Raw genomic sequence first — 18,186 nt, forward strand, 5'->3', positions numbered from 1 at the left:
GCCGCGTGAGCCGCGTGAGCCGCGCGGACGCGCCGGGGCCGGCCGACCTCATGCCGGCCGACCCCGTACTGGCCAGCGTCGTCGACAACCGGCTGCACGCCATCGCCGAGCAGATGGCCGACGCGATGCTGCGCTCGTGCCGGTCGATGGTCTTCCAGAGCCGGGACTTCGTCACCGGGGTGTTCACCGCCGCCGGCGACTGGGTGGCGACCAAGGACTTCATCCCGATTCTGGCCGGCTCGCTGCCCAGCGCCTACGCGGGCATCGTCGACCGGTTCGCCGGCGACGTGCACCCCGGTGACGTGTTCCTGCTCAACGACCCCTACCACGGCAACAACCATCCGCCCGACCTCACTGTGATGAAGCCGGTGTTCCACCAGGGCACGCTGCGCTTCTGGAGCGTGACCAAGGGGCACCACGCGGACATCGGCGGCAGCGTGCCCGGCTACAACCCCGACGCCGTCGACTGCTGGCAGGACGCCCTGCGCATCCCGCCGGTGCGGCTGCTGCGCGAGGGCGTCGCCCAGCGGGACGTGTGGGAGCTGATCCTGAGCAACCTGCGGCTGCGCGACGTCGTCGAGGCGGACCTGTGGTGCCAGATCGGCGCGACGAACGTGGGCGAGCGCGAACTGGTCGCCATGCTGGACGTGTTCGGCGTCGAACCGGTGCTGGCCGCCGTCGACTACCAACTCGAGGCGTCGCGGCGGCATATCCGCGCGGAGATCGGCCGCATTCCGGACGGGGTGTACCGCTCGGTCCGCCACCTCGACGACGGCGGGACGCACCACCGGGCGCCGATCGCCGTCCGCCTGGAGCTCATCGTGCGGGGCGAGCACGCGGTCCTCGACTTCACCGGGTCCGACCCGCAGGTCCTCGGCTACGCGAACTCGACCTACGCCAACACCGCCGCCGCGGCCCTGGTCGCCCTCTACGCCGTCACCGACCCGACGCAGCGGCGCACCAGCGCGGCGCTCGCCGCGGTCGAGATCCGCACCAGGCCGGGCACGATCGTGCACGCGGTGGAGCCGGCCGCGACCACGCTGTGCACGATCACCACCGGCGAGGTGATCATCGAGACGATCTGGGACGCCATCGGCCAGGCCGACCCGGCGCGCACGAACGCCGGCTGGTGCCGCAGCTACGGCTTCGCCGCGATGGGTGTCAACGAGCGGACCGGGCGGCCCTTCGGCGTCGCCGGGGCGCTCAAGGGCGGCTCCGGGGCCACCGACGGGTTCGACGGCTGGGACGTGATCGGGCCGCCGCCGGCGATGGGCGGCGGCCGTGAGATCGACGTCGAGCTGCACGAACTGGCCGCCCCGACGACCATCCTCAGCCAGGAGTACGAGACCGACTCGGCCGGGGCGGGGCAGTGGCGCGGCGGGCTCGGCGGGGTGTCGCGCTGGCGGATGGACCAGGACGACCTGGCCGTGCTGTGCGTCGGCTCCGGCACGTCGGCGCAGACCGTCCCGTTCGGGCTGGCCGGCGGGCGGCCCGGACCGCGCAACCGCAGCCGGGTCCTGCACGTGGACGGCCGGGTCAGCGAGCCGCTCCCGAACTCGCTGTTCCGGCTCGACCGGGGTGACATCGTCGAGATCCACACCGCCGGCGGGGCCGGCCACGGGGATCCGCGCCGGCGCGTGGCCGAGGCGGTGGCCGCCGACGTCCGCGACGGGCTGGTCTCCCCGGCGGCGGCCCGCGAGGTCTACGGGGTGGCGATCGACCCGAGCACGGGGGACGTCGACCGGGCGGCCACCGCGCTGCTGCGCGCCGATGCCGGCGGCGGGCCCGGCGGGCCTGGTGGCCTTGGCGGGCCTGGTGGGCCTACCGCACCCGCCGCTCCGGACCCAGCCGCACCGGCAGGCCCCTGATCCCGGGCTGCAGTGCGGACGCGACCCGCTCGACCGGCCCGACGATCTGGACGTCGGGGAAGCGGCGCAGCAGCTCCCCGAACAGCACCTGGATCTGCAGGCGGGCCAGCGCGGCCCCCAGGCACAGGTGTGGGCCGCCCGCCCCGAAACCGACGTGCGGGTTGGGGGTGCGACCGACGTCGAAGCGGTCCGGGTCGGCGAAGGCCGCCTCGTCGCGGTTGGCCGAGCTGTAGTACACGACCACCCAGTCGCCGGCCCGCACCTGCTGGCCGCCGAGCTCGACGTCGCGGGCGGCGGTGCGGCGGGAGTGGGTGGTCGGGGTCGTCCACCGGATGATCTCGTCGGTGGCGGTGCGGCCCAGCCCCGGGTCGGCGAGCAGCCGGTCGCGTTGCTCGGGATGCTCCAGCAGGGCGACCAGCCCGCCGCTGATCGCGTTGCGGACGGTCTGATACCCGGCGAACCACAGCAGGAGGAAGAACGCGCGCCGCTGCGCCGGGGTGAGCCGGTGCCCGCCGACCTCGGCCCGGAGCAGCGCCGAGACGAGATCGGCCCGCGGCCGCCTGGTCCGTTCCGCCTCCAGGCTGTCGATGTACGCGGTCATGTCCGACCAGGCCCGTAGGCCGACGGGGCCCAGCCCGACGACCGTCTCGACCAGGTCCGCGGCGGCGGGCGCCGTGGGGTCGCCCACCGTGCCGGGCTCGCCGGCCGGCCTGGGGCCGCGCCGCGCGTCGCCCGTGATCGCGGTGCTCCAGTCCCGCAGGAGGTGGCGCTCCTCGGGCGGGATGCCGATCATTGCGCCGATCATGCGCATGGGCAGGTCGGAGGCGACGTCGGTGGCGAAGTCGCAGGCGCCGTCGCCGTCGCCGGTCGCGCGGTCGAGGATGTCCGTCACGTGCGCGCGGCACTCCGCCTCCAGCGCCTGGACGGGGCGCGGCCGGAATCCGTCGCTGACCAGCGCGCGCATGAGGCGGTGCTCGGGGTCGTCGAGCTGGCCCATGTTGCTGAGGGTGTCGGCGAAGCCGCCCAGCTCCGAGCTCCACTGGATGAGTTCGACGCCCTCGCCGGCACGGAAGACGGCCGGTGTCCGGGAGACGCGGACGACGTCGGCGTACCGGGTGACGGCCCAGAACCGCCGGCTGCCGGTGATCGCCGTCGGCCGGTGCCAGAACACCGGTGCGTGCTCGCGCAGCGCCGCCAGCGTCGGATGGGGGTCCCCGAGCCAGAAGTCGACGAGGGTCAGGTCCACGCCGTCGGTGCCCGGCACTGTCACCGTCATCGCCTGGGAGCCCTCCTGAGGCGGAGCCAGGGCGCCGGAGGAGACATCTGGTGCCCAACCCCACGATAAGGGGGGCGGGGAGCATCGTGGGGCCGGTGTGGCGACGCGGCCGTGCCGCCCGCGTCGCGGGACGCGGGCGGCACGGCCGGAGGTGGCGGACCCGTGGGGCGGGTCCGCCGCGGTCGGGTCAGGCGGCCGGGGGTCAGGCGACCGTGGGGATCAGGACACCCAGACGTCGGCGAACGCGGGCAGCCGGGCGTCGGCGTCGAGCGAGAAGCCGTGCACCTTGTCGCTGGTGCCGACCACGGCGCTCTCCTCGACGAGCGGGACGACGATGCCCTGCTCCGCGACCCGGCGCTGGATCGCGGCCACGCTCTCGGACCGCGCGGCGGGGTCGGTCTGGGCCTGGAGCTGTGCCTGCAGCCGGTCGAGCTCCTTGTCCTGGACGTTGTAGAAGTTCGGCGCGGCGGTGGAGAAGCCGCGGATGTTGGCCTCCGGGTCGAGGCCGCCGGCCACGCCGGCCAGGAACAGGTCGTACCCCGTGCGGTTCTGCAGCGCCTGGGTCGCGACGGCGGGTGTGTCGAGCTTGAGCTGCAGGTCGATGCCGACCTTGGCGAGCTGCGACTTCACCAGCTCGACCAGTCCCTGGTCCCAGGGGTGGCCCCGGTCGAGCCAGCCGAACACCACGGTCAGCGACTTCCCGTCCTTCTGCCGGAAGCCGTCCCCGGTGCGGGTCCAGCCGGCCTCGTCCAGCAGCCGCCCGGCCGCCTCGGCGTTGTACGCGAGCGCCTTGGACGTGTCGACGCGGCCCGGGGCGGTGGAGGTGAGCACGCCGGTGGGGAGCGTGAAGCTGGGGTCGAGGACGCTGTCCCGTATCTCCTCGGTGTCGACCGCCCGGGCGATCGCCTGCCGCACCTTCAGGTCCGACAGCGGCGCCCGGTCCACCCCGACGACCACCAGGGCCTCGGTGAGGCGGGGCTGTGACCGGACGGTGACCTCGAAGCCGGACGACTTCAGGCCCTCGATGTCACCCGGGTTGAGATCCGTGCCGATCTGCACCTGGCCGGTGCGCAGGGCACCGCTGCGGACGCTGGCCTCCGGGGTCACCTTGAACACGATCTTGTCGAGATACGCGTCACCGGTGCGCTTGCGGTACTGCGGCCCCCAGGCGTAGCCGGTGCGCTTCGTCAGCACGACCTGGCTGTTCTTCTGGTATGACTCCACGACGAACGGCCCCGTGCCGACCAGCTTGTTGAAGCGGTCCTTGACGGGCAGGTCCAGGGTGGCGGGCGCGACGATGGCGTAGCCGGTGCTCGCCAGCGACGTCGTCCAGCCCGGGAAGGGCTTCCCGAAGCGCTGCACGACGGTGCGGTCGTCGACGACCTCGGTCCCCTTGTAGTCCGCCAGCTGGAGGGTGGACACCGAGCCCGATCCGGTGAGTTCCGACGCGTTCGCGAGGATGTCGTCGAAGTTGCGCTTGACCACGGCGGCGGTCAGTGGTGTCCCGTCGGAGAAGGTCACCCCGCTGCGCAGGTGGAAGGTGTACTCGGTCGTGGTGTCGTTGACCTCGTACGACTCCGCCAGCCACGGCACCGGCTTGCGGGTCTCCGGGTCCAGCGCCACCAGCGAGTCGACGACCGGCCGGGAGACCTCGCGCACGTTCGCGCTCACCGCCCGCGGATAGAGCGAGATCGGGTCCGCGTTGAGCGTGACCGTGAGAGTGCCGCCGCTGCGCGGCTCACCCTCGGTGCCCGCCGGCTGCCCGCTGGAGGAGTCGTCGCCGCACGCCGCGAGGACCAGTGCGAGCAGTGGAGCGAGCACCAGGACGCGGCCGGGCCGCCGTCCTCGCTGTGGTCGATGCCGTTCGTTGCGGCCGAACATGTGAGGTTCCCCCTTGGTGAAAGGACTGACGACAGGGCGAAGGGCGCGGGGACGGCACGGTGAGAAAGCGATCCGCGGTCAGGCGCCGGGGGCGTGCCCGCCCCGCCCGGGGATCGCGGCCAGGAGCTCCTGGGTGTAGGGCTCGCGGGGGTCGGCGAAGATGCGCTCGGTCGGCCCTGTCTCGATCAGGCGGCCCCGGCGCATCACCCCGACCTCGTCGGCGAGCCGGCGCACCACGGCGAGATCGTGGGAGATGAACAGGTAGCTCACCCCGAGCTCGGCCTGCAGCCGTTCGAGCAGGTCGAGGATCTGGGCCTGGACCGAGACGTCGAGCGCGGAGACGGGTTCGTCGCAGACGACCAGGTCGGGGGACAGAGCGAGGGCCCGGGCGATGGCCACCCGCTGGCGCTGGCCGCCGGAGAGCTCGGCGGGCCGGCGCCGCAGCGCCCCGGCGGGCAGCGCCACCAGGTCGACGAGCTCGGCGGCGCGGGTCCGGCGCTGCGCGCGGGTGCCCAGTCCGAACGAGGAGAGCGGATCGGTGATGATCTTCTCGACGGTGAGCCTGGGGTTCAGCGACGCGAACGGGTTCTGGTAGACGATCTGCATGCGGCGCCGCAGCGCGCGCAACGCCGCACCGTCGACCTCGGTGATGTCCTCGCCGGCGAACCGGATCCTTCCGGTGGTCGGCGCGGTGAGCCGCAGCACCATGTGCGCGACCGTGGACTTGCCCGAGCCGGACTCGCCGACCAGCGCGAACGTCCGGCCGGCCGGGATCGCGAAGCTCACCCCGTCGACGGCGCGCAGCACCCGGGGGCCGCCCGCCGAGCGCGGCAGCCGGTACTCCTTGACGAGTCCCTCGACCCACACCTGCGGCGTGCCGGCCGTGTTCTCGCCCCCGGCCCGCGGAGCGTCCCCGCCCGCGGCGTTCTCGGCACCGGCGCCGCGACCGGCGGCGAGCCCGACAGCGGCCCCGGCCCCGACAGCGGCCCCGGCCCCGACTGTCGTGTCGGTGCCGGCACCGAGATCCTTGCCCGCGCCGGGGCCGGTGCGGGCGCGGTGGCGACGGGGGGCGCGGCCGGGGGCGGTGTCGACGAGACCGGGGGCGGTGTCGATGAGCGCCCGGGTGTGCGGGTGGCGGGGGTCGGCCAGCAGCTCGGCGGGGGGCCTTCCTCGACGACCGCCCCGTCCTGCATCACCAGCAGCCGGTCCGCGCGTTCCACCGCCACGCCGAGATCGTGGGTGATCAGCAACACGCTGGTGCCGATGGTCGTGCGCAGCAGCCCGATGTGGTCGAGGATCTGGCGCTGCACGGTGACGTCGAGGGCGCTGGTCGGCTCGTCGGCCACGAGCAGCCGCGGCCGGGCGGCGATGGCGATCGCGATGAGTGCCCGTTGGCACATCCCGCCGGAGAGCTGGGAGGGATACTGCCGGGCCCGCAGCTCCGGGTCGGGCATGCCGGCCTCGGTGAGCAGCCGCACCGCCTCCCGCGGCGCCGAGCGCCGGTCGGCCAGCCCGTGCACGAGCAGGGCCTCCGCCACCTGCGTCCCGATGGGCACCACCGGGTTGAGCGAGGTGACCGGATCCTGGGGGATCAACGCGATGTCACGGCCGCGCAGCGCGCGGAACGAGCGCTCACCGACGCCGGTGAGGTCCCGGCCGTCGAAGACGATCCGCCCACCGACCTGCTCGGCCGAGCGGGGCAGCAGGCGCAGCACCGCGTGCGCGGTGGTCGACTTGCCCGAGCCGGACTCGCCGACGATCGCCACCGTCTCACCCGGCGCCACCCGCAGGCTGACCGAGCGCACCGCGTGCACCACCGCGCCGCGGACCCGGTAGTCGACCCGCAGGTCGTCGATCTCCAGCAGGGGCGTGGTGCCGGCCGGCGCCACCACGACCTCCGGGGCGGGCAGGCTGCTCATCGGCCACCCCCGAGGTCGTCGCTGAACTCGCGGGACAGCCGGTTGGCCGCCAGCACGGTCGCCGCCACGACCACGCCCGGCAGGATCGACATCCACCAGCCGCGCTGGAGGTGGTCCCGGCCGGTGGAGACGAGCGAACCCCATTCGGGGGTCGGTGGCTGGATGCCGAAGCCCAGGAAGCTCAGCGTGGCGACGCCGAGGACCGCGCCGCCGAACAGCAGGGTGGTCAGCGCCCAGACCGGACCCATCGCGTTGGGCAGCACATGCCGCAGCAGCACCCGGGACCGTCGGGCGCCTCCGGCGTGCGCGGCCTGGACGTAGAGACTCTCCCGGACCCGGAACACCTCCGCGCGGGTCACCCGGGATGTCTCAGCGACCGCCGCGACACCGATGGCGACGGCGACCTGGACCGTTCCGCCCTTGCCGAGCACGGCGATCAGCGTCAGCGCGAGCAGCAGGCCCGGGATCGACAGCAACACGTCGACCAGACGCATCACCACGACGTCGACCCAGCCGCGCAGGAAGCCGGCGAGCAGGCCGAGCGCGGCGCCGGTGCCGAGACCGATGGCGGTCGCGAGCAGCGCCGTGGGCAGTGTGCGGCTGGTGCCGTGGACCACCCGGGCGAACTGGTCGCGGCCGAGCTGGTCGGTGCCGAACGGATGGCTCCAGGACGGGCTGAGCAGGCGGTGGGCCGTGTCGGTGGCCAGCGGGTCGCGGCTGGTGAACGCCGCTGGCAGGACGGCCGCGACGACCAGCAGCAGCAGCCAGAGGATCGCCAGCACCAGGCCGGGGCGGCGCCGGGCGAAGGTGCCCAGCCGGTGCAGCGGGCCGGCCTGGCCGGGCGCGGCGGCGCCGAGGGCGGCGGCCGTGGCGGCGGTGGGGGGGTGGGCGTCCACCGCCGGTGGCGCCTCCAGCAGGGGCGGTTCCCCGCGGACCGTGGACATGAACGACTGCACTCCTGTCAGAACCTGGGAACGGGTGTCCGTCCGCCTCGGCCGGTGGAAGGGATGACATCCGCGGGCCCGGACTCGTCTGCGCGTTGCCATCGCAGGTGCGATGCCAGCGCGCCGGCCGGGCGTCTGCGGCGGGGAATGCAGCCTGTCGGTGCTGTCCGCGTGATGTCCACGGCGTGGACGGAACTGTGCACCAGCACGATCGGGGTGAGTACCCCTACGCAACCCCACTTCGTGCTTCGCCCCGCACCCCGGGCGGCGCGGCGCTGACCTGGGCGCATGCCGCGGTGCATGCCAGGACGGGGTGCGTGGCCACGTCTTGTGGGACAAGGGCGCGATTTCCGTCAACTGGGACTGTGTAGGGGTAGGCGTGCTCGGGTGACAGGGCGCACGGTGCTGCGGTCCGGCGATGGTCCGGAGCTCACGACCACCCTGGAGGCAACCGCTGATGGCTCGCCCGCTGTCGCGACGCACCATGCTGGGCGCCGGCGCCTGGGTCGCCGCCACCGTCACCGGGGGCGTCGCCCTCACGGCGCGAGGAGGCGACGGCCCCGCGGCCGCGGGGCAGGCGGGCCAGTTCGGGCCCGCCGGCCAGCTCGGAACGGGCCACCGGGGACCTGCCGGTCACCTCGGGCACGGGGGCCTCAACGTGGTGACGGTCGCCAACAGGGCGCCGGCGACCTCGCCGTTCAGCGTCCCGCTCCCGGTCCCGCCGGTGCTCGCGCCGTCGTCCACGACGTCGGACACCGACACCTACGACATCACCAGCAGGGCCGGCCAGGAGGAGCTCCTCCCGGGCCACCCGGCGGAGGTGCTCGGCTACAACGGCACCTACATCGGGCCGACCATCAGGGCCAGGGTGGGCCGGCGGGTCGTGGTCCGGCACCGCAACGAGCTGACGAAGGACACCGCGGTGCACCTGCACGGCGCGCACACGCTCGCGGCGTCCGACGGGTTCCCGACCGATGTCATCGCCCCGGGCGCGGCGCGCGCATACGAGTACCCGAACGAGCAGCCGGCGACGACGCTCTGGTACCACGACCACGCGCACCACAACGAGTCCGAGCACATCTATCGCGGGCTGCACGGCTTCTACCTGCTGGAGGACCCGGCCGAGGCGTCGCTGGGACTGCCGTCGGGAGACTTCGACATCCCGGTCATGCTGTCGGACGCGACCTTCGACGCCGACGGGCAGCTCGTCTACGCGCTCCTCGACGAGGCGGGCCGGACGACCCTGCTCACCAACGGCCGGCCGGCGCCGTACTTCGAGGTCCAGGCCCGCAAGTACAGGTTCCGGCTGCTGAACGCCGCGAACATGCGCATCTTCGACCTGGTGCTCGGCAGGAACGAGGAGTTCACGCAGATCGCCGGCGACGGCGGGCTCCTGCCCGTCCCGGCGCGGGTCCGCGCGCTGCGGCTCAGCCCGGCGGAGCGGGTCGACATCGTGATCGACTTCTCGCGCTACCAGCCCGGCACCCAGCTCCAGCTCACCAACACCCGCAATCTTCTCGACCCGGCCGCGCCGGTCTCCCAGCCCGTTCTCCGGTTCGACGTGGTGGCCGCGACCGGGACCGACACCAGCAGGGTGCCCACGACCCTCACGTCGCTGCCCGCCCTGGCGCCGGCCACCCGGGTGCGCGACGTCGTGCTCGCGTTCGACACGGTCGCGTACTCCTTCGTGCTCAACGGGAAGGTGTTCGACCCGAACCGTGTCGATTTTCGGATCAGGCGGGGGACGACCGAGATCTGGCGGATCACGAACCCGGTTGTCCCGGTCGCCGTGTACCACAACCTGCATCTGCACCTGGTGCAGTTCCGGGTGCTCGACCGCAACGGTGCCCCGCCCGGCCCAGGCGAGTCGGGCTGGAAGGACACGGTCCTGCTCGCGCCCGGCGAGACCGTGAGAGTACAGGCCACCTTCAGTGAGTACCTGGGTAAGTTCGTCTATCACTGCCATGCCGTGGACCATGCCAGTATCGGCATGATGGCCGTATTCGAAACGTATGCCTGACGCGCGTCGGCGGATTCCGCGCCATGGCGGAGAACGTGCTGGTGGGGAACACTTGAGCAGATAGCGGAATGCTAGGATCGGGCGCATGTCAGCGCCCGCGTCTTTTCCGCTCAGCCGGCGTGAATTCGAGGAAACCTATCGCCGTGTGCCGCGCCTGTGCGTCGAGGTCGTGATCCGGCAGCCGGATGGTGTACTGCTGGTCCAGCGGGAGATCGACCCGTGCCGCGGGCAGTGGCATCTGCCGGGCGGCACCGTGTTCTTCGGTGAGTCGCTGCCGGCCGCGGTGGTGCGGGTGGCGCGCCGTGAGCTGGGGGTCTCCGTCACGGCCGGGGACATGCTCGGGTATCTGGAGTATCCGAGCGTGGTGGCTGACGGGTACTGGGGGTGGCCGGTCGGCATCGCCTTCGCGGCCACCATCGTCGGCGGTCGCGTGGTCGGCAGCGACGAGGGCCGGCAGACCGGCTGGTTCACCGACATCCCCGCGAACACCGTGCGCGAACAGGCGGACTTTCTCCGCCCACTCGTCCCGTCGGCGCCCTGACTCCGCCTGGAAGCACGGTGCCGGCCGTACCGTCCGGCGTTTCGTCCTACTGAGAGAGGAGTCACAGGAGTCCGGGTGGCTGGATACTTCCTCCAGGTGACGCCTAGGCTCCAGGCTGTGCTCCATGGCGTGGTACTGACCCGTCGCTTCTACGTCGATTTCGTCCGGGTGAACGGCGCCGCCTGTCAGGTCCCCTGACCGCGTCAGCGCCCGGATCATCCTTCCCCGGCGTCCTTCCGGCCTGGCCGGCCGACGCGCAGGGCACAGGAGTGGACCCTGACCGCGGTTCTGGCCGTGTCCGTTCCGTACGCCGCCACCGTGTCCCCGGGAACCGCCCTGGCGGCTGTCCGCGGGCCGGGCGGTCCAGACCGTAGAAGGTAGAGATCGGTGCAACTCCATGTCTTGGGTCCTTTGGAGGTAGTCCGGGACGGCGTGCCGGTCGCCGTGCACGGACTGCACCAGCGCGCCACGCTCGGTTACCTGCTGCTGTATCCGCGGACCGCCGTGGCGACGAGCCGGCTGCGCGCGGCGCTGTGGGGCGATGAAGCGCCGGTCACCGCGCGCAAGATGGTGCAGAACGCGGTCGCCGGCCTGCGCCGTACCCTGCGCGGCAGTGGTGCCGACGTGCTGACCAGGTCGCCGGGGTACCTGCTGGAGGTCGACCCGGGCCAGGTCGACGCTTTTCTCTTCCAGGACATCTGGGCCCGGGGGCAGGCGGCGCTCGCCAGCGGCTCCTGGGAGACCGCGGCCGCGACGCTGTCCTCGGCGCTCGATCTGTGGCGCGGTCCGGTGCTGGCCGACCTGGCCGAGGAGGGCATCTCCTGGGCGGAGATGACCGGGCTGGAGAGTGCCCGTGCGGTGGCGTTCGAGGATCGTGTCGAGGCCGAGCTCGCCCTCGGGCGCCACCGTGTCCTGGTGGCGGAGCTGGAGGCCGCGGTCGCCGGCAATCCGCTGCGTGAGCGGCTGAGCGGCCTGCTGATGCTGGCGCTCTACCGGTGTGGCCGCCAGACAGACGCCCTGGACGTGTTCCGCCAGACCCGCGCGCTGCTGGCCGAGCAGTTCGGCCTCGACCCGGGCGAGGAACTGCGCCGGCTGGAACGAGCGATCCTCGCGCACGAGCCCTGGCTGAGCGCGCCGGACGCCGCCGGTCGCCTCGCCGGCCACCGGCACGGCTCACGGGCGACGGGGAGCCGGGAGCCGGTGCGTCCAGTGCTGGTGCGCCCAGTGCCAGGCCCGACCGCTGATGATGAGGGGAACGCGACCACGGAGAGCGGGACCACGGGGAACGCGACCACGGCCGATGGCGGGGCGGGCGGCGGCGCCGGTCACGGCGCCGGTCACGGAGCCGGTCACGGAGCCGGTCACGACGTCAGTGCCGAGGCAGGTCATGGCGCCCGTCACGGTGCAGGTCCCGGGGCACGTCTCGGTGCCGGCCAGACCTCGGTGCACACCAGCCTGCGGGTCGGCGCGGATCTGCTCGCGCGGGCGAGCCAGAGCGCCGCGGCGCCGGCCGACGGCGCCGCGGCGTGGAAGTGGGTCAGCGTGCTGGCGCTGCGGGTCGAGACCGGGGCGGCCGCCGACGGCGTCGCCGACCCGGAGGACGTCGCCGCCCTGCTGGGTGAGGTCACCGAGATCGTGCGGGCCGAGACGCAGCGGTTCGGTGGCACGGCACAGGTGATGCTGGAGCCGGTGTGGGTGGCGGTGTTCGGGGTGCCCCGTACCCACGAGGACGACGCGGAGCGGGCGGTGCGCGCGGGCCTCGCCATCCGGCGCGGCGTCGCCCGGCTGGCCGCCGCCCGCGGTGCCGGCGCGCTGCCCGGGGGGCTGCGGATGGCCGTCGCGACCGGCCTGGTGCTGACCTCCGCCGACGTCGGTGAGGGGACAGTCGCGCCCGGCACGGTCAGGATCTTCGGCGAGGTCGCCGGCAACTGCATCGGGCTGCTGGCGTCGGTGCCCGCCGGTGAGCTGTGGGTCTGCGACACGACGCGGGGCGCCTCCGACGGCGCGTTCACCTACGCCGCCAAGGATGCCGGCGGCAGGGGCACCGGGAACGTGGTGGGCGTGCGGCCCGACCTGCCCGGCGAGGACGAGGAGGACGAGGGGGAGGCGCCCGCGGCCCCGCCGTTCGTCGAGCGGGAGTACGAGAAGGATCTTCTGCATCGGCTGCTCGCCGAGGTCGTCCGCCGCCGCCGGCCCCGGCTGGTCACGATCCTCGGCGATCCCGGGATCGGCAAGAGCCGGCTGCTGCGGGAGTTCAGCCGTGAGGCTCGGGCAAACGCCGACACCGCGGGGGTGCGGGTGCTCGACGGCCGGGTGCGCCGGTTCGGTCGAGGCACGTTCGAGCCGCTCGCCGACGTGGTGCGCGCCGCCGCGGACCTCGCGCCCGACGCCGGCGGCCTCTCCGCCGTCGGCCGGCTCGCCGCCGCGCTCGAAGGGCTCGACGGTGACACCCTCGGTGCGCGCCGCCTGGCCGCCGAGCTCCGTCCGCTGCTCGACGGGAAGACGGCCGGTGAGGACCGGCTCGCCTCGGCGGACGCGCGGGACCGCGCGGAGGCACGGGAGGCCCTGTTCGCCGCCTGGTGCCGGATGCTCGAGCGCATCGCGGCCGCCGGGCCGACCATCCTCGTCGTCGAGGACCTGCACCGGGCCGACGACGCGCTGCTGGACCTGCTCGAAGACCTCGACGAACGACTGGCCCCCGTCCCGCTGCTGGTCGTCGCCACCGCCCGGCCCGAACTGCTCGAACGGCGGCGGCGCTGGGCCGGTGGCAAGCGCGACGCCACCGTGATGCACGTCGAGCAGCTTTCCGCGGATGCCATCCAGTGGCTGCTGGTGACGCTCGCGGTGCGCTATGGGCTGCGGCCCGACCTGTCGGTGCCCACGACGATGTCGGTCGGCCATGCCGGCGGGCAGTGCGGGGTCGTCGCACGGGTCGGAGGCAACCCGCTGTTCGCGGCCGAGTACGCGCGCATGCTGCGGGACAGCCGCCTCGCTCCGGAGAGCGTGCCCGTGCTCACCGTCGACAGCGCCGGGCTGGTCCCCCCGCCCAGCGGGCAGGTGCGGATTCCCCAGATCGTGCACAACGTGATCTCCGGCTGGTTGGACACCCTCGCCCCGGCGGCCCAGAGCGTGCTGCTGTGCGCGGCGGTGTTCGGCGGCGCCGTCGGGGCGGAACCGGTGGCCGCGGTGTGCGGCCTGGACCATCTGGACGCCGTGCGCGCGCTGGGCTACCTGGAGCGGCGGGGCTTCCTGCACCGGCCCGACGAGCCGCCGGCCCGGCTCCCGGCCGCGCTGGAGTCCGGCTACCAGTTCCGGCACGCGTTCGTGCGCGACGTCGCCTACTCGCGGCTGCCGCGCCGGGTCCGGGCCGACTACCACCACCGGATCGCCGAGTGGCTCGAGCGGACCGGCGCCCAGGACGGCCCGCTCCAGGATCTGTGCGCGCACCACCAGACGCGCGCGGCGCGCCTCGCCGGAGCTCCCGCCGACCGGAGCCGGACCGGCCACGTGTCATACCCGCTCGGGCTTCCGGTGGGCTGACACCGAACGCCGGGCAGCGGCGGGATCGGCTGACGGCATGGCGCCGGCGCCGGCGTGGGCGGAGAGCATTCATCCGTCCTACGCCGTGGCCTGAATCCGGTCGCGGCCGAGGATTCTTCCGAGCGCCCTCGGTCCGGGCTGACGGAACTGCCGTCAGCCGGGACCGGCCTCGATCTGTCGCACCCCCTTATGAACCCTTGTTCTTTCCCTTGTGATCCCTTTTCCTTTTCCGCGGGGCTTGGACGCGGGTGCTCCTGTGGCAGCATCCTCCCAGGAGGCCCCTGGCTCGTTCGGTGGATATCTCGTCACCGGTCGGCCCGTCCGGATCGTGGCCGGGAATACCTGGTGGCCGGAATGCCCGATGGCCGGGAATACGACGGGGAAATTCGGGAGGTGGGGTGTCCGCCCCAAATAATCTGCGTGTCGAGCACCTGGTCGACCCGCTTGGTCTGACGGTCCGGGTTCCGCGGCTGAGCTGGTGGCTGCCCGAGGGGACGCGCCGGCAGTCGGCCTACCGGATCCGTGCCGTGGTGGACGGTGTCGGCTGGGACACCGGACGGGTCGAGTCGGATCGCAGCCTGTTCGTTCCCTACGGCGGGCCGGCGTTGCGGTCGGGCCAGCGCGTCAGCTGGGCGGTGAAGGTCTGGACGGACACCGGGGAGAGTGCGTGGTCGCCGACCGCCCGGTGGGAGATGGGACTGCTCGAGCCCGAGGACTGGGTGGCGTCCTGGATCCGCCCCGACGAGGGCGCGGCGGTGCCGCCGGCGGGATGGCGGCCCGGCTACCTGCTGCGGGGCGAGGGCCTCGTCACCCGGCCGGTGCGTGCTGCCCGGCTGTACGTGACCGCACAGGGTGTGTACGAGGTGTTCCTGAACGGCACGCGGGTGGGCGACGCCGAGCTCGCCCCCGGACCGTCCGCCTACCGCTCGCGGCTGCAGGTCCAGGCGTACGACGTCACCGAGCTGGTCACCGTCGGCACGAACGCGCTGGGCGCGATCGTCAGCGACGGGTGGTACCGCGGCCGGACCTGCTACCACCGCCTCCCGGACGGGTTCGGGGAGCGGACCGGGCTGCTCGCCCAGCTCCAGGTCGAGCATGACGACGCGACCAGAACCGTCATCGGCACCGGCCCCGGCTGGCGCGGCACCGTCGGCGCGATCCGGGCGGCGGACCTCTCCGACGGGCAGGAGACCGACTTCCGCCACGACCGGCCGGGCTGGGACCGGCCGGGAGCCGCCGTCACCGGCTGGTCCCCGGTGCGCCTCGCGGGGGAGCGGGGCGACGAGGTTCCCACGACGCGGCTCGTCTCGTCGCCCGCGCCCCCGATCCGCCGCCTGGCCTCCCTGCGCCCGGTCGCGATCACCCGTCCGCGCCCGGGCAGCCAGGTGGTCGACTTCGGGCAGAACATCCACGGCTGGGTGCGGCTGACGCGGCTGGGCCCGGCGGGCACCGCGCTGGCGCTGGCCCACGCGGAGGCGCTCGATCCCGTCACCGGGGACGTCGACCCGTCGACCGGCGAGGCCACGATCCGCTGGTATGAGCCCCCTCGCGGCGTCCAGGGCGACCGGGTGGTCTCCGCGGGCCGGCCCGGGGACGTGTTCGAACCGCGGCACACCCGGCACGGCTTCCGTTACCTGCGGATCGAGGGACATCCGGAGGAGATCACCGCGGACGACGTGTCCGCCGTCGTCGTGGGCTCCGACCTGCCCCGGACGGGCTGGTTCCAGTGCAGTGACGAGCGGATCAACCAGCTCTACGAGGTCGCCTTCTGGACGTTGCGCAACCAGCAGTGGGGCACCCCGACAGCCGAGATCACCCGGGAGTGCTCCGGCGGGACCGACTGGGGGGTCAACGTCCCCACCGGCGTGCTGTTCCACGACGTCTCCGGGTTCAGCGTCTCGTGGCTGCGCGACCTCGCGGCGGACCAGTGGCCGGACGGGAAGATCAGGAACTACGCCCCCGACCCGCTCGGCCCGGGGAGCCTGACGGCGCACGCCGCGGTGCCGCAGGGCCAGGCCGCGTGGGCGGACGCCGCCGTCCTGGTCCCCTGGGAGATCTGGCGGGTCTACGGCGACGAGGAGCTGCTCGCGGAGCAGTACCCGTCGATGGCCGCCTGGGTCGACTACGTGGCGACGGTGGCCCGGGAACAGCGCCACCACTCGCGCCGGGCGGCCCGGCCGGATCCCGCGCCGCATGAGCGGTTCCTCTGGGACACCGGTTACCACTTCGGCGAGTTCCTGGAGCCCGCCCCGCCGCGCGAGACCCCCCGCCCGACGCAGCAGGAGCTGGCCTGGGGACGGGAGATCCACACCCTTGACGAGATCGACGCCTTCCTCGTGCCCGTCTTCGGGCGGGTCGAGGACGCCGACCACGGGATCTTCGCGACCGCGTACTTCCACCAGTCCACCGCGCTGCTCGCACGGGTCGCGGCGCACCTGGGTCACGCCGCCGACGCCGAGCGGTACCAGGCGCTGGCCGCGAGTATCCGGGCCGCCTGGCAGGCCGAGTTCGTCCACGCCGACGGCACGCTGGCCGTGGACACCCAGGCGACCCACCTGCGGGCGCTGGCGTTCGGCCTGGTTCCCGACGAGCTGCGCGAGCAGACCGCCCGCCGGCTGGTCGAGCTGATCCGCGAGGCCGGCACCCACCCCGGCACCGGGCTGCCCTCGACCCGGCTGCTGCTGCCCGTCCTGGCCGACACGGGGCATGTGGACGTCGCCTACGAGCTGCTCTTCCAGGACACCGAGCCGTCCTGGCTGACCACGCTCGACCGCGGCGGCACGACGTTCGCGGAGATCTGGAACGGCATCAGCGCCGACGGCCACGCCCGGCTGGCCCAGAACTTCCCGGCCCGCGCCAGCGTCGTCGAGTTCCTGCACGGCCACGTCGCCGGCATCGCACCCTCCGGTGACCCCGATGCGCCCGGCTACCGTCGGTTCCGGGTCGCCCCGCGGCCGGGCGGCGGCCTGACCTGGGCCGAGGCACGCCTCGACTCGCCCTACGGACGGGTCGAGGCCTCCTGGCGGATCGAGGACGGCCGGTTCTCCCTCACCGTCGTGGTCCCGCCCGGTACCACCGCCGAGATCACCCTGCCCGACGGCTCCCACGCCGAGGTCGAGCCGGGCGCCTCGGTCCACACCTGTGCCCTCGACCGCGAGGCGGTGACCGCATGACCACGGCTCCACACGCGCGGCCCGCCGGGGCGGTGCTGATCACCGGCAGTGGCTCGGGGATCGGGGCCGCCACCGCGGTGGCCGCGGCCCAGGCCGGCTACCGGGTGGTGGCCACCGTGTATTCCCTCGACCGTGCCGAGGACCTGCGGGCCCGGATCGCGGCCGGCGGGCCCGGCCTCTCCGTCGACATCCGTGAGCTCGACGTCACCCGGGAGGAGCAGATCGCAGCCGTCGTGGCGGACGTCGTGACGGACTACGGCGCTCTGCACGGCGTCATCAGCAACGCCGGGGTCACCCTGATGGCCACCTTCGAGAGCGAGTCGCTGGCGAGCTACCGGCGCGTGTTCGAGGTGAACTTCTTCGGTCCCGTCGCGGTGCTGAAGCAGGCGATGCCGCACCTGCGGGCCAGCGGTGGCCGGATCATCGCGGTCGGCAGCATCAACGGGGTGCTGGGTCTGCCCTTCCAGGAGTCGTACGGCGCCTCGAAGTTCGCGCTCGAGGGACTTCTGGAGAGCCTGGCGCCGGTCGCGCGGCGGCTCGGGGTCGCGGTCTCCGTGGTCAGCCCGGGGCATGTCTCCGGTACCGCCATCTTCCGGGACCACGACCCGAACCGGTTCCTCGCCGAGGCGCCCGAGCCCTACGGCGCGGTGATCGACGAGTACTTCGGCAACTGGTCCAGCGGCGACGTCACCGACGTGCCCGCCACCCAGCCGGTGACGGAGGTGGCCGAGATCATCGTCGGGGTGCTGGCCAGCGCGGACCCGGGCTTCCGGTACACCACCTCCCCGGCCGGCCACCAGCTGCTCGCGCACAAGCTGCTCGATCCCACCGGGAACGCGCTCGCCCGCCGGATCGGCGGCTGGCTCGACCCCACCACCCGCCGGCCGGTGCCGGTCGACGGGGTGCCGGTCGACGGGGAGCCGGCCGACGGTGTCGCCGGTGCGGACAGCGACGCCGTGCTCCGGTGACCGCCGGCGGTTCTCAGCACGGACGCCCACAGGAACATGACGCTCTTTCTGGAGGT

At 73.6% G+C, this 18,186-nt stretch carries 9 protein-coding genes and 1 pseudogene; 6 read left to right on the plus strand and 4 right to left on the minus strand.

From position 1 onward, the window contains the following. Positions 1–5 precede the first annotated feature (5 nt). A complete protein-coding gene (locus tag FREUN1FDRAFT_RS19935) occupies positions 6–1,868 on the plus strand; it encodes a hydantoinase B/oxoprolinase family protein (RefSeq protein WP_006541958.1) in 1,863 nt (620 codons plus the stop codon). Here FREUN1FDRAFT_RS19935 and FREUN1FDRAFT_RS19940 read toward each other — a convergent pair. The 4 genes and pseudogenes from FREUN1FDRAFT_RS19940 to FREUN1FDRAFT_RS19955 all read right to left on the minus strand — a co-directional run bounded on the left by FREUN1FDRAFT_RS19940 (position 1,822) and on the right by FREUN1FDRAFT_RS19955 (position 7,888). Continuing rightward, positions 1,822–3,144 carry a cytochrome P450 gene (locus FREUN1FDRAFT_RS19940; protein WP_006541959.1) on the minus strand — a complete coding sequence of 441 codons (1,323 nt, stop codon included), beginning with the start codon at positions 3,142–3,144 and terminating at the stop codon, positions 1,822–1,824. The two genes, FREUN1FDRAFT_RS19935 and FREUN1FDRAFT_RS19940, sit on opposite strands and share 47 nt — an antisense overlap. Before the next feature lie 219 nt (positions 3,145–3,363). Further along, a complete protein-coding gene (locus FREUN1FDRAFT_RS19945) occupies positions 3,364–5,025 on the minus strand; it encodes an ABC transporter substrate-binding protein (protein WP_006541960.1) in 1,662 nt (553 codons plus the stop codon). Between the two features lie 78 nt (positions 5,026–5,103). Then, a pseudogene (locus FREUN1FDRAFT_RS44015) lies at positions 5,104–6,944 on the minus strand (dipeptide ABC transporter ATP-binding protein). Beyond that, positions 6,941–7,888 (minus strand): ABC transporter permease, encoded by a 948-nt coding sequence (locus tag FREUN1FDRAFT_RS19955; RefSeq protein WP_006541963.1) that lies wholly within the window; start codon positions 7,886–7,888, stop codon positions 6,941–6,943. The pseudogene FREUN1FDRAFT_RS44015 and the gene FREUN1FDRAFT_RS19955 overlap by 4 nt, the downstream one beginning before the upstream one ends. 457 nt (positions 7,889–8,345) lie before the next feature. On the opposite strand from FREUN1FDRAFT_RS19955, the gene FREUN1FDRAFT_RS19960 reads away from it, so the two are divergent. From FREUN1FDRAFT_RS19960 to FREUN1FDRAFT_RS19980, 5 genes are all read left to right on the plus strand, one after another. Next, positions 8,346–9,908, plus strand: a complete 1,563-nt coding sequence (locus FREUN1FDRAFT_RS19960; protein WP_006541964.1) for a multicopper oxidase family protein — start codon at positions 8,346–8,348, stop codon at positions 9,906–9,908. 85 nt (positions 9,909–9,993) lie between these two features. Beyond that, on the plus strand, positions 9,994–10,449 hold the full coding sequence (locus tag FREUN1FDRAFT_RS19965) for an NUDIX hydrolase (RefSeq protein ID WP_006541965.1): 456 nt from the start codon (positions 9,994–9,996) through the stop codon (positions 10,447–10,449). A 432-nt stretch (positions 10,450–10,881) separates the two neighbouring features. Next, positions 10,882–13,989, plus strand: coding sequence for a BTAD domain-containing putative transcriptional regulator (locus tag FREUN1FDRAFT_RS19970; RefSeq protein ID WP_063745328.1), 3,108 nt, complete (start codon positions 10,882–10,884; stop codon positions 13,987–13,989). A gap of 398 nt (positions 13,990–14,387) precedes the next feature. After that, positions 14,388–17,162, plus strand: coding sequence for a family 78 glycoside hydrolase catalytic domain (locus FREUN1FDRAFT_RS19975; RefSeq protein WP_006541968.1), 2,775 nt, complete (start codon positions 14,388–14,390; stop codon positions 17,160–17,162). After that, entirely contained in the window at positions 17,159–18,130 is a 972-nt protein-coding gene (locus tag FREUN1FDRAFT_RS19980; protein ID WP_006541969.1) for an SDR family NAD(P)-dependent oxidoreductase, read from the plus strand. The genes FREUN1FDRAFT_RS19975 and FREUN1FDRAFT_RS19980 overlap by 4 nt, the downstream gene beginning before the upstream one ends. Positions 18,131–18,186 lie beyond the last annotated feature (56 nt).

This window comes from Parafrankia sp. EUN1f (assembly GCF_000177675.1).
In the GTDB taxonomy this organism is placed as follows: domain Bacteria; phylum Actinomycetota; class Actinomycetes; order Frankiales; family Frankiaceae; genus Parafrankia.

Excerpts from the sequence above, each read along its gene's own strand:
- FREUN1FDRAFT_RS19940 (WP_006541959.1), bottom strand. The coding sequence starts at position 3,144 with ATGACGGTGACAGTGCCGGGCACCGACGGCGTGGACCTGACCCTCGTC.
- FREUN1FDRAFT_RS19945 (WP_006541960.1), bottom strand. The coding sequence starts at position 5,025 with ATGTTCGGCCGCAACGAACGGCATCGACCACAGCGAGGACGGCGGCCC.
- FREUN1FDRAFT_RS19955 (WP_006541963.1), bottom strand. The coding sequence starts at position 7,888 with ATGTCCACGGTCCGCGGGGAACCGCCCCTGCTGGAGGCGCCACCGGCG.
- FREUN1FDRAFT_RS19960 (WP_006541964.1), top strand. The coding sequence starts at position 8,346 with ATGGCTCGCCCGCTGTCGCGACGCACCATGCTGGGCGCCGGCGCCTGG.
- FREUN1FDRAFT_RS19965 (WP_006541965.1), top strand. The coding sequence starts at position 9,994 with ATGTCAGCGCCCGCGTCTTTTCCGCTCAGCCGGCGTGAATTCGAGGAA.
- FREUN1FDRAFT_RS19980 (WP_006541969.1), top strand. The coding sequence starts at position 17,159 with ATGACCACGGCTCCACACGCGCGGCCCGCCGGGGCGGTGCTGATCACC.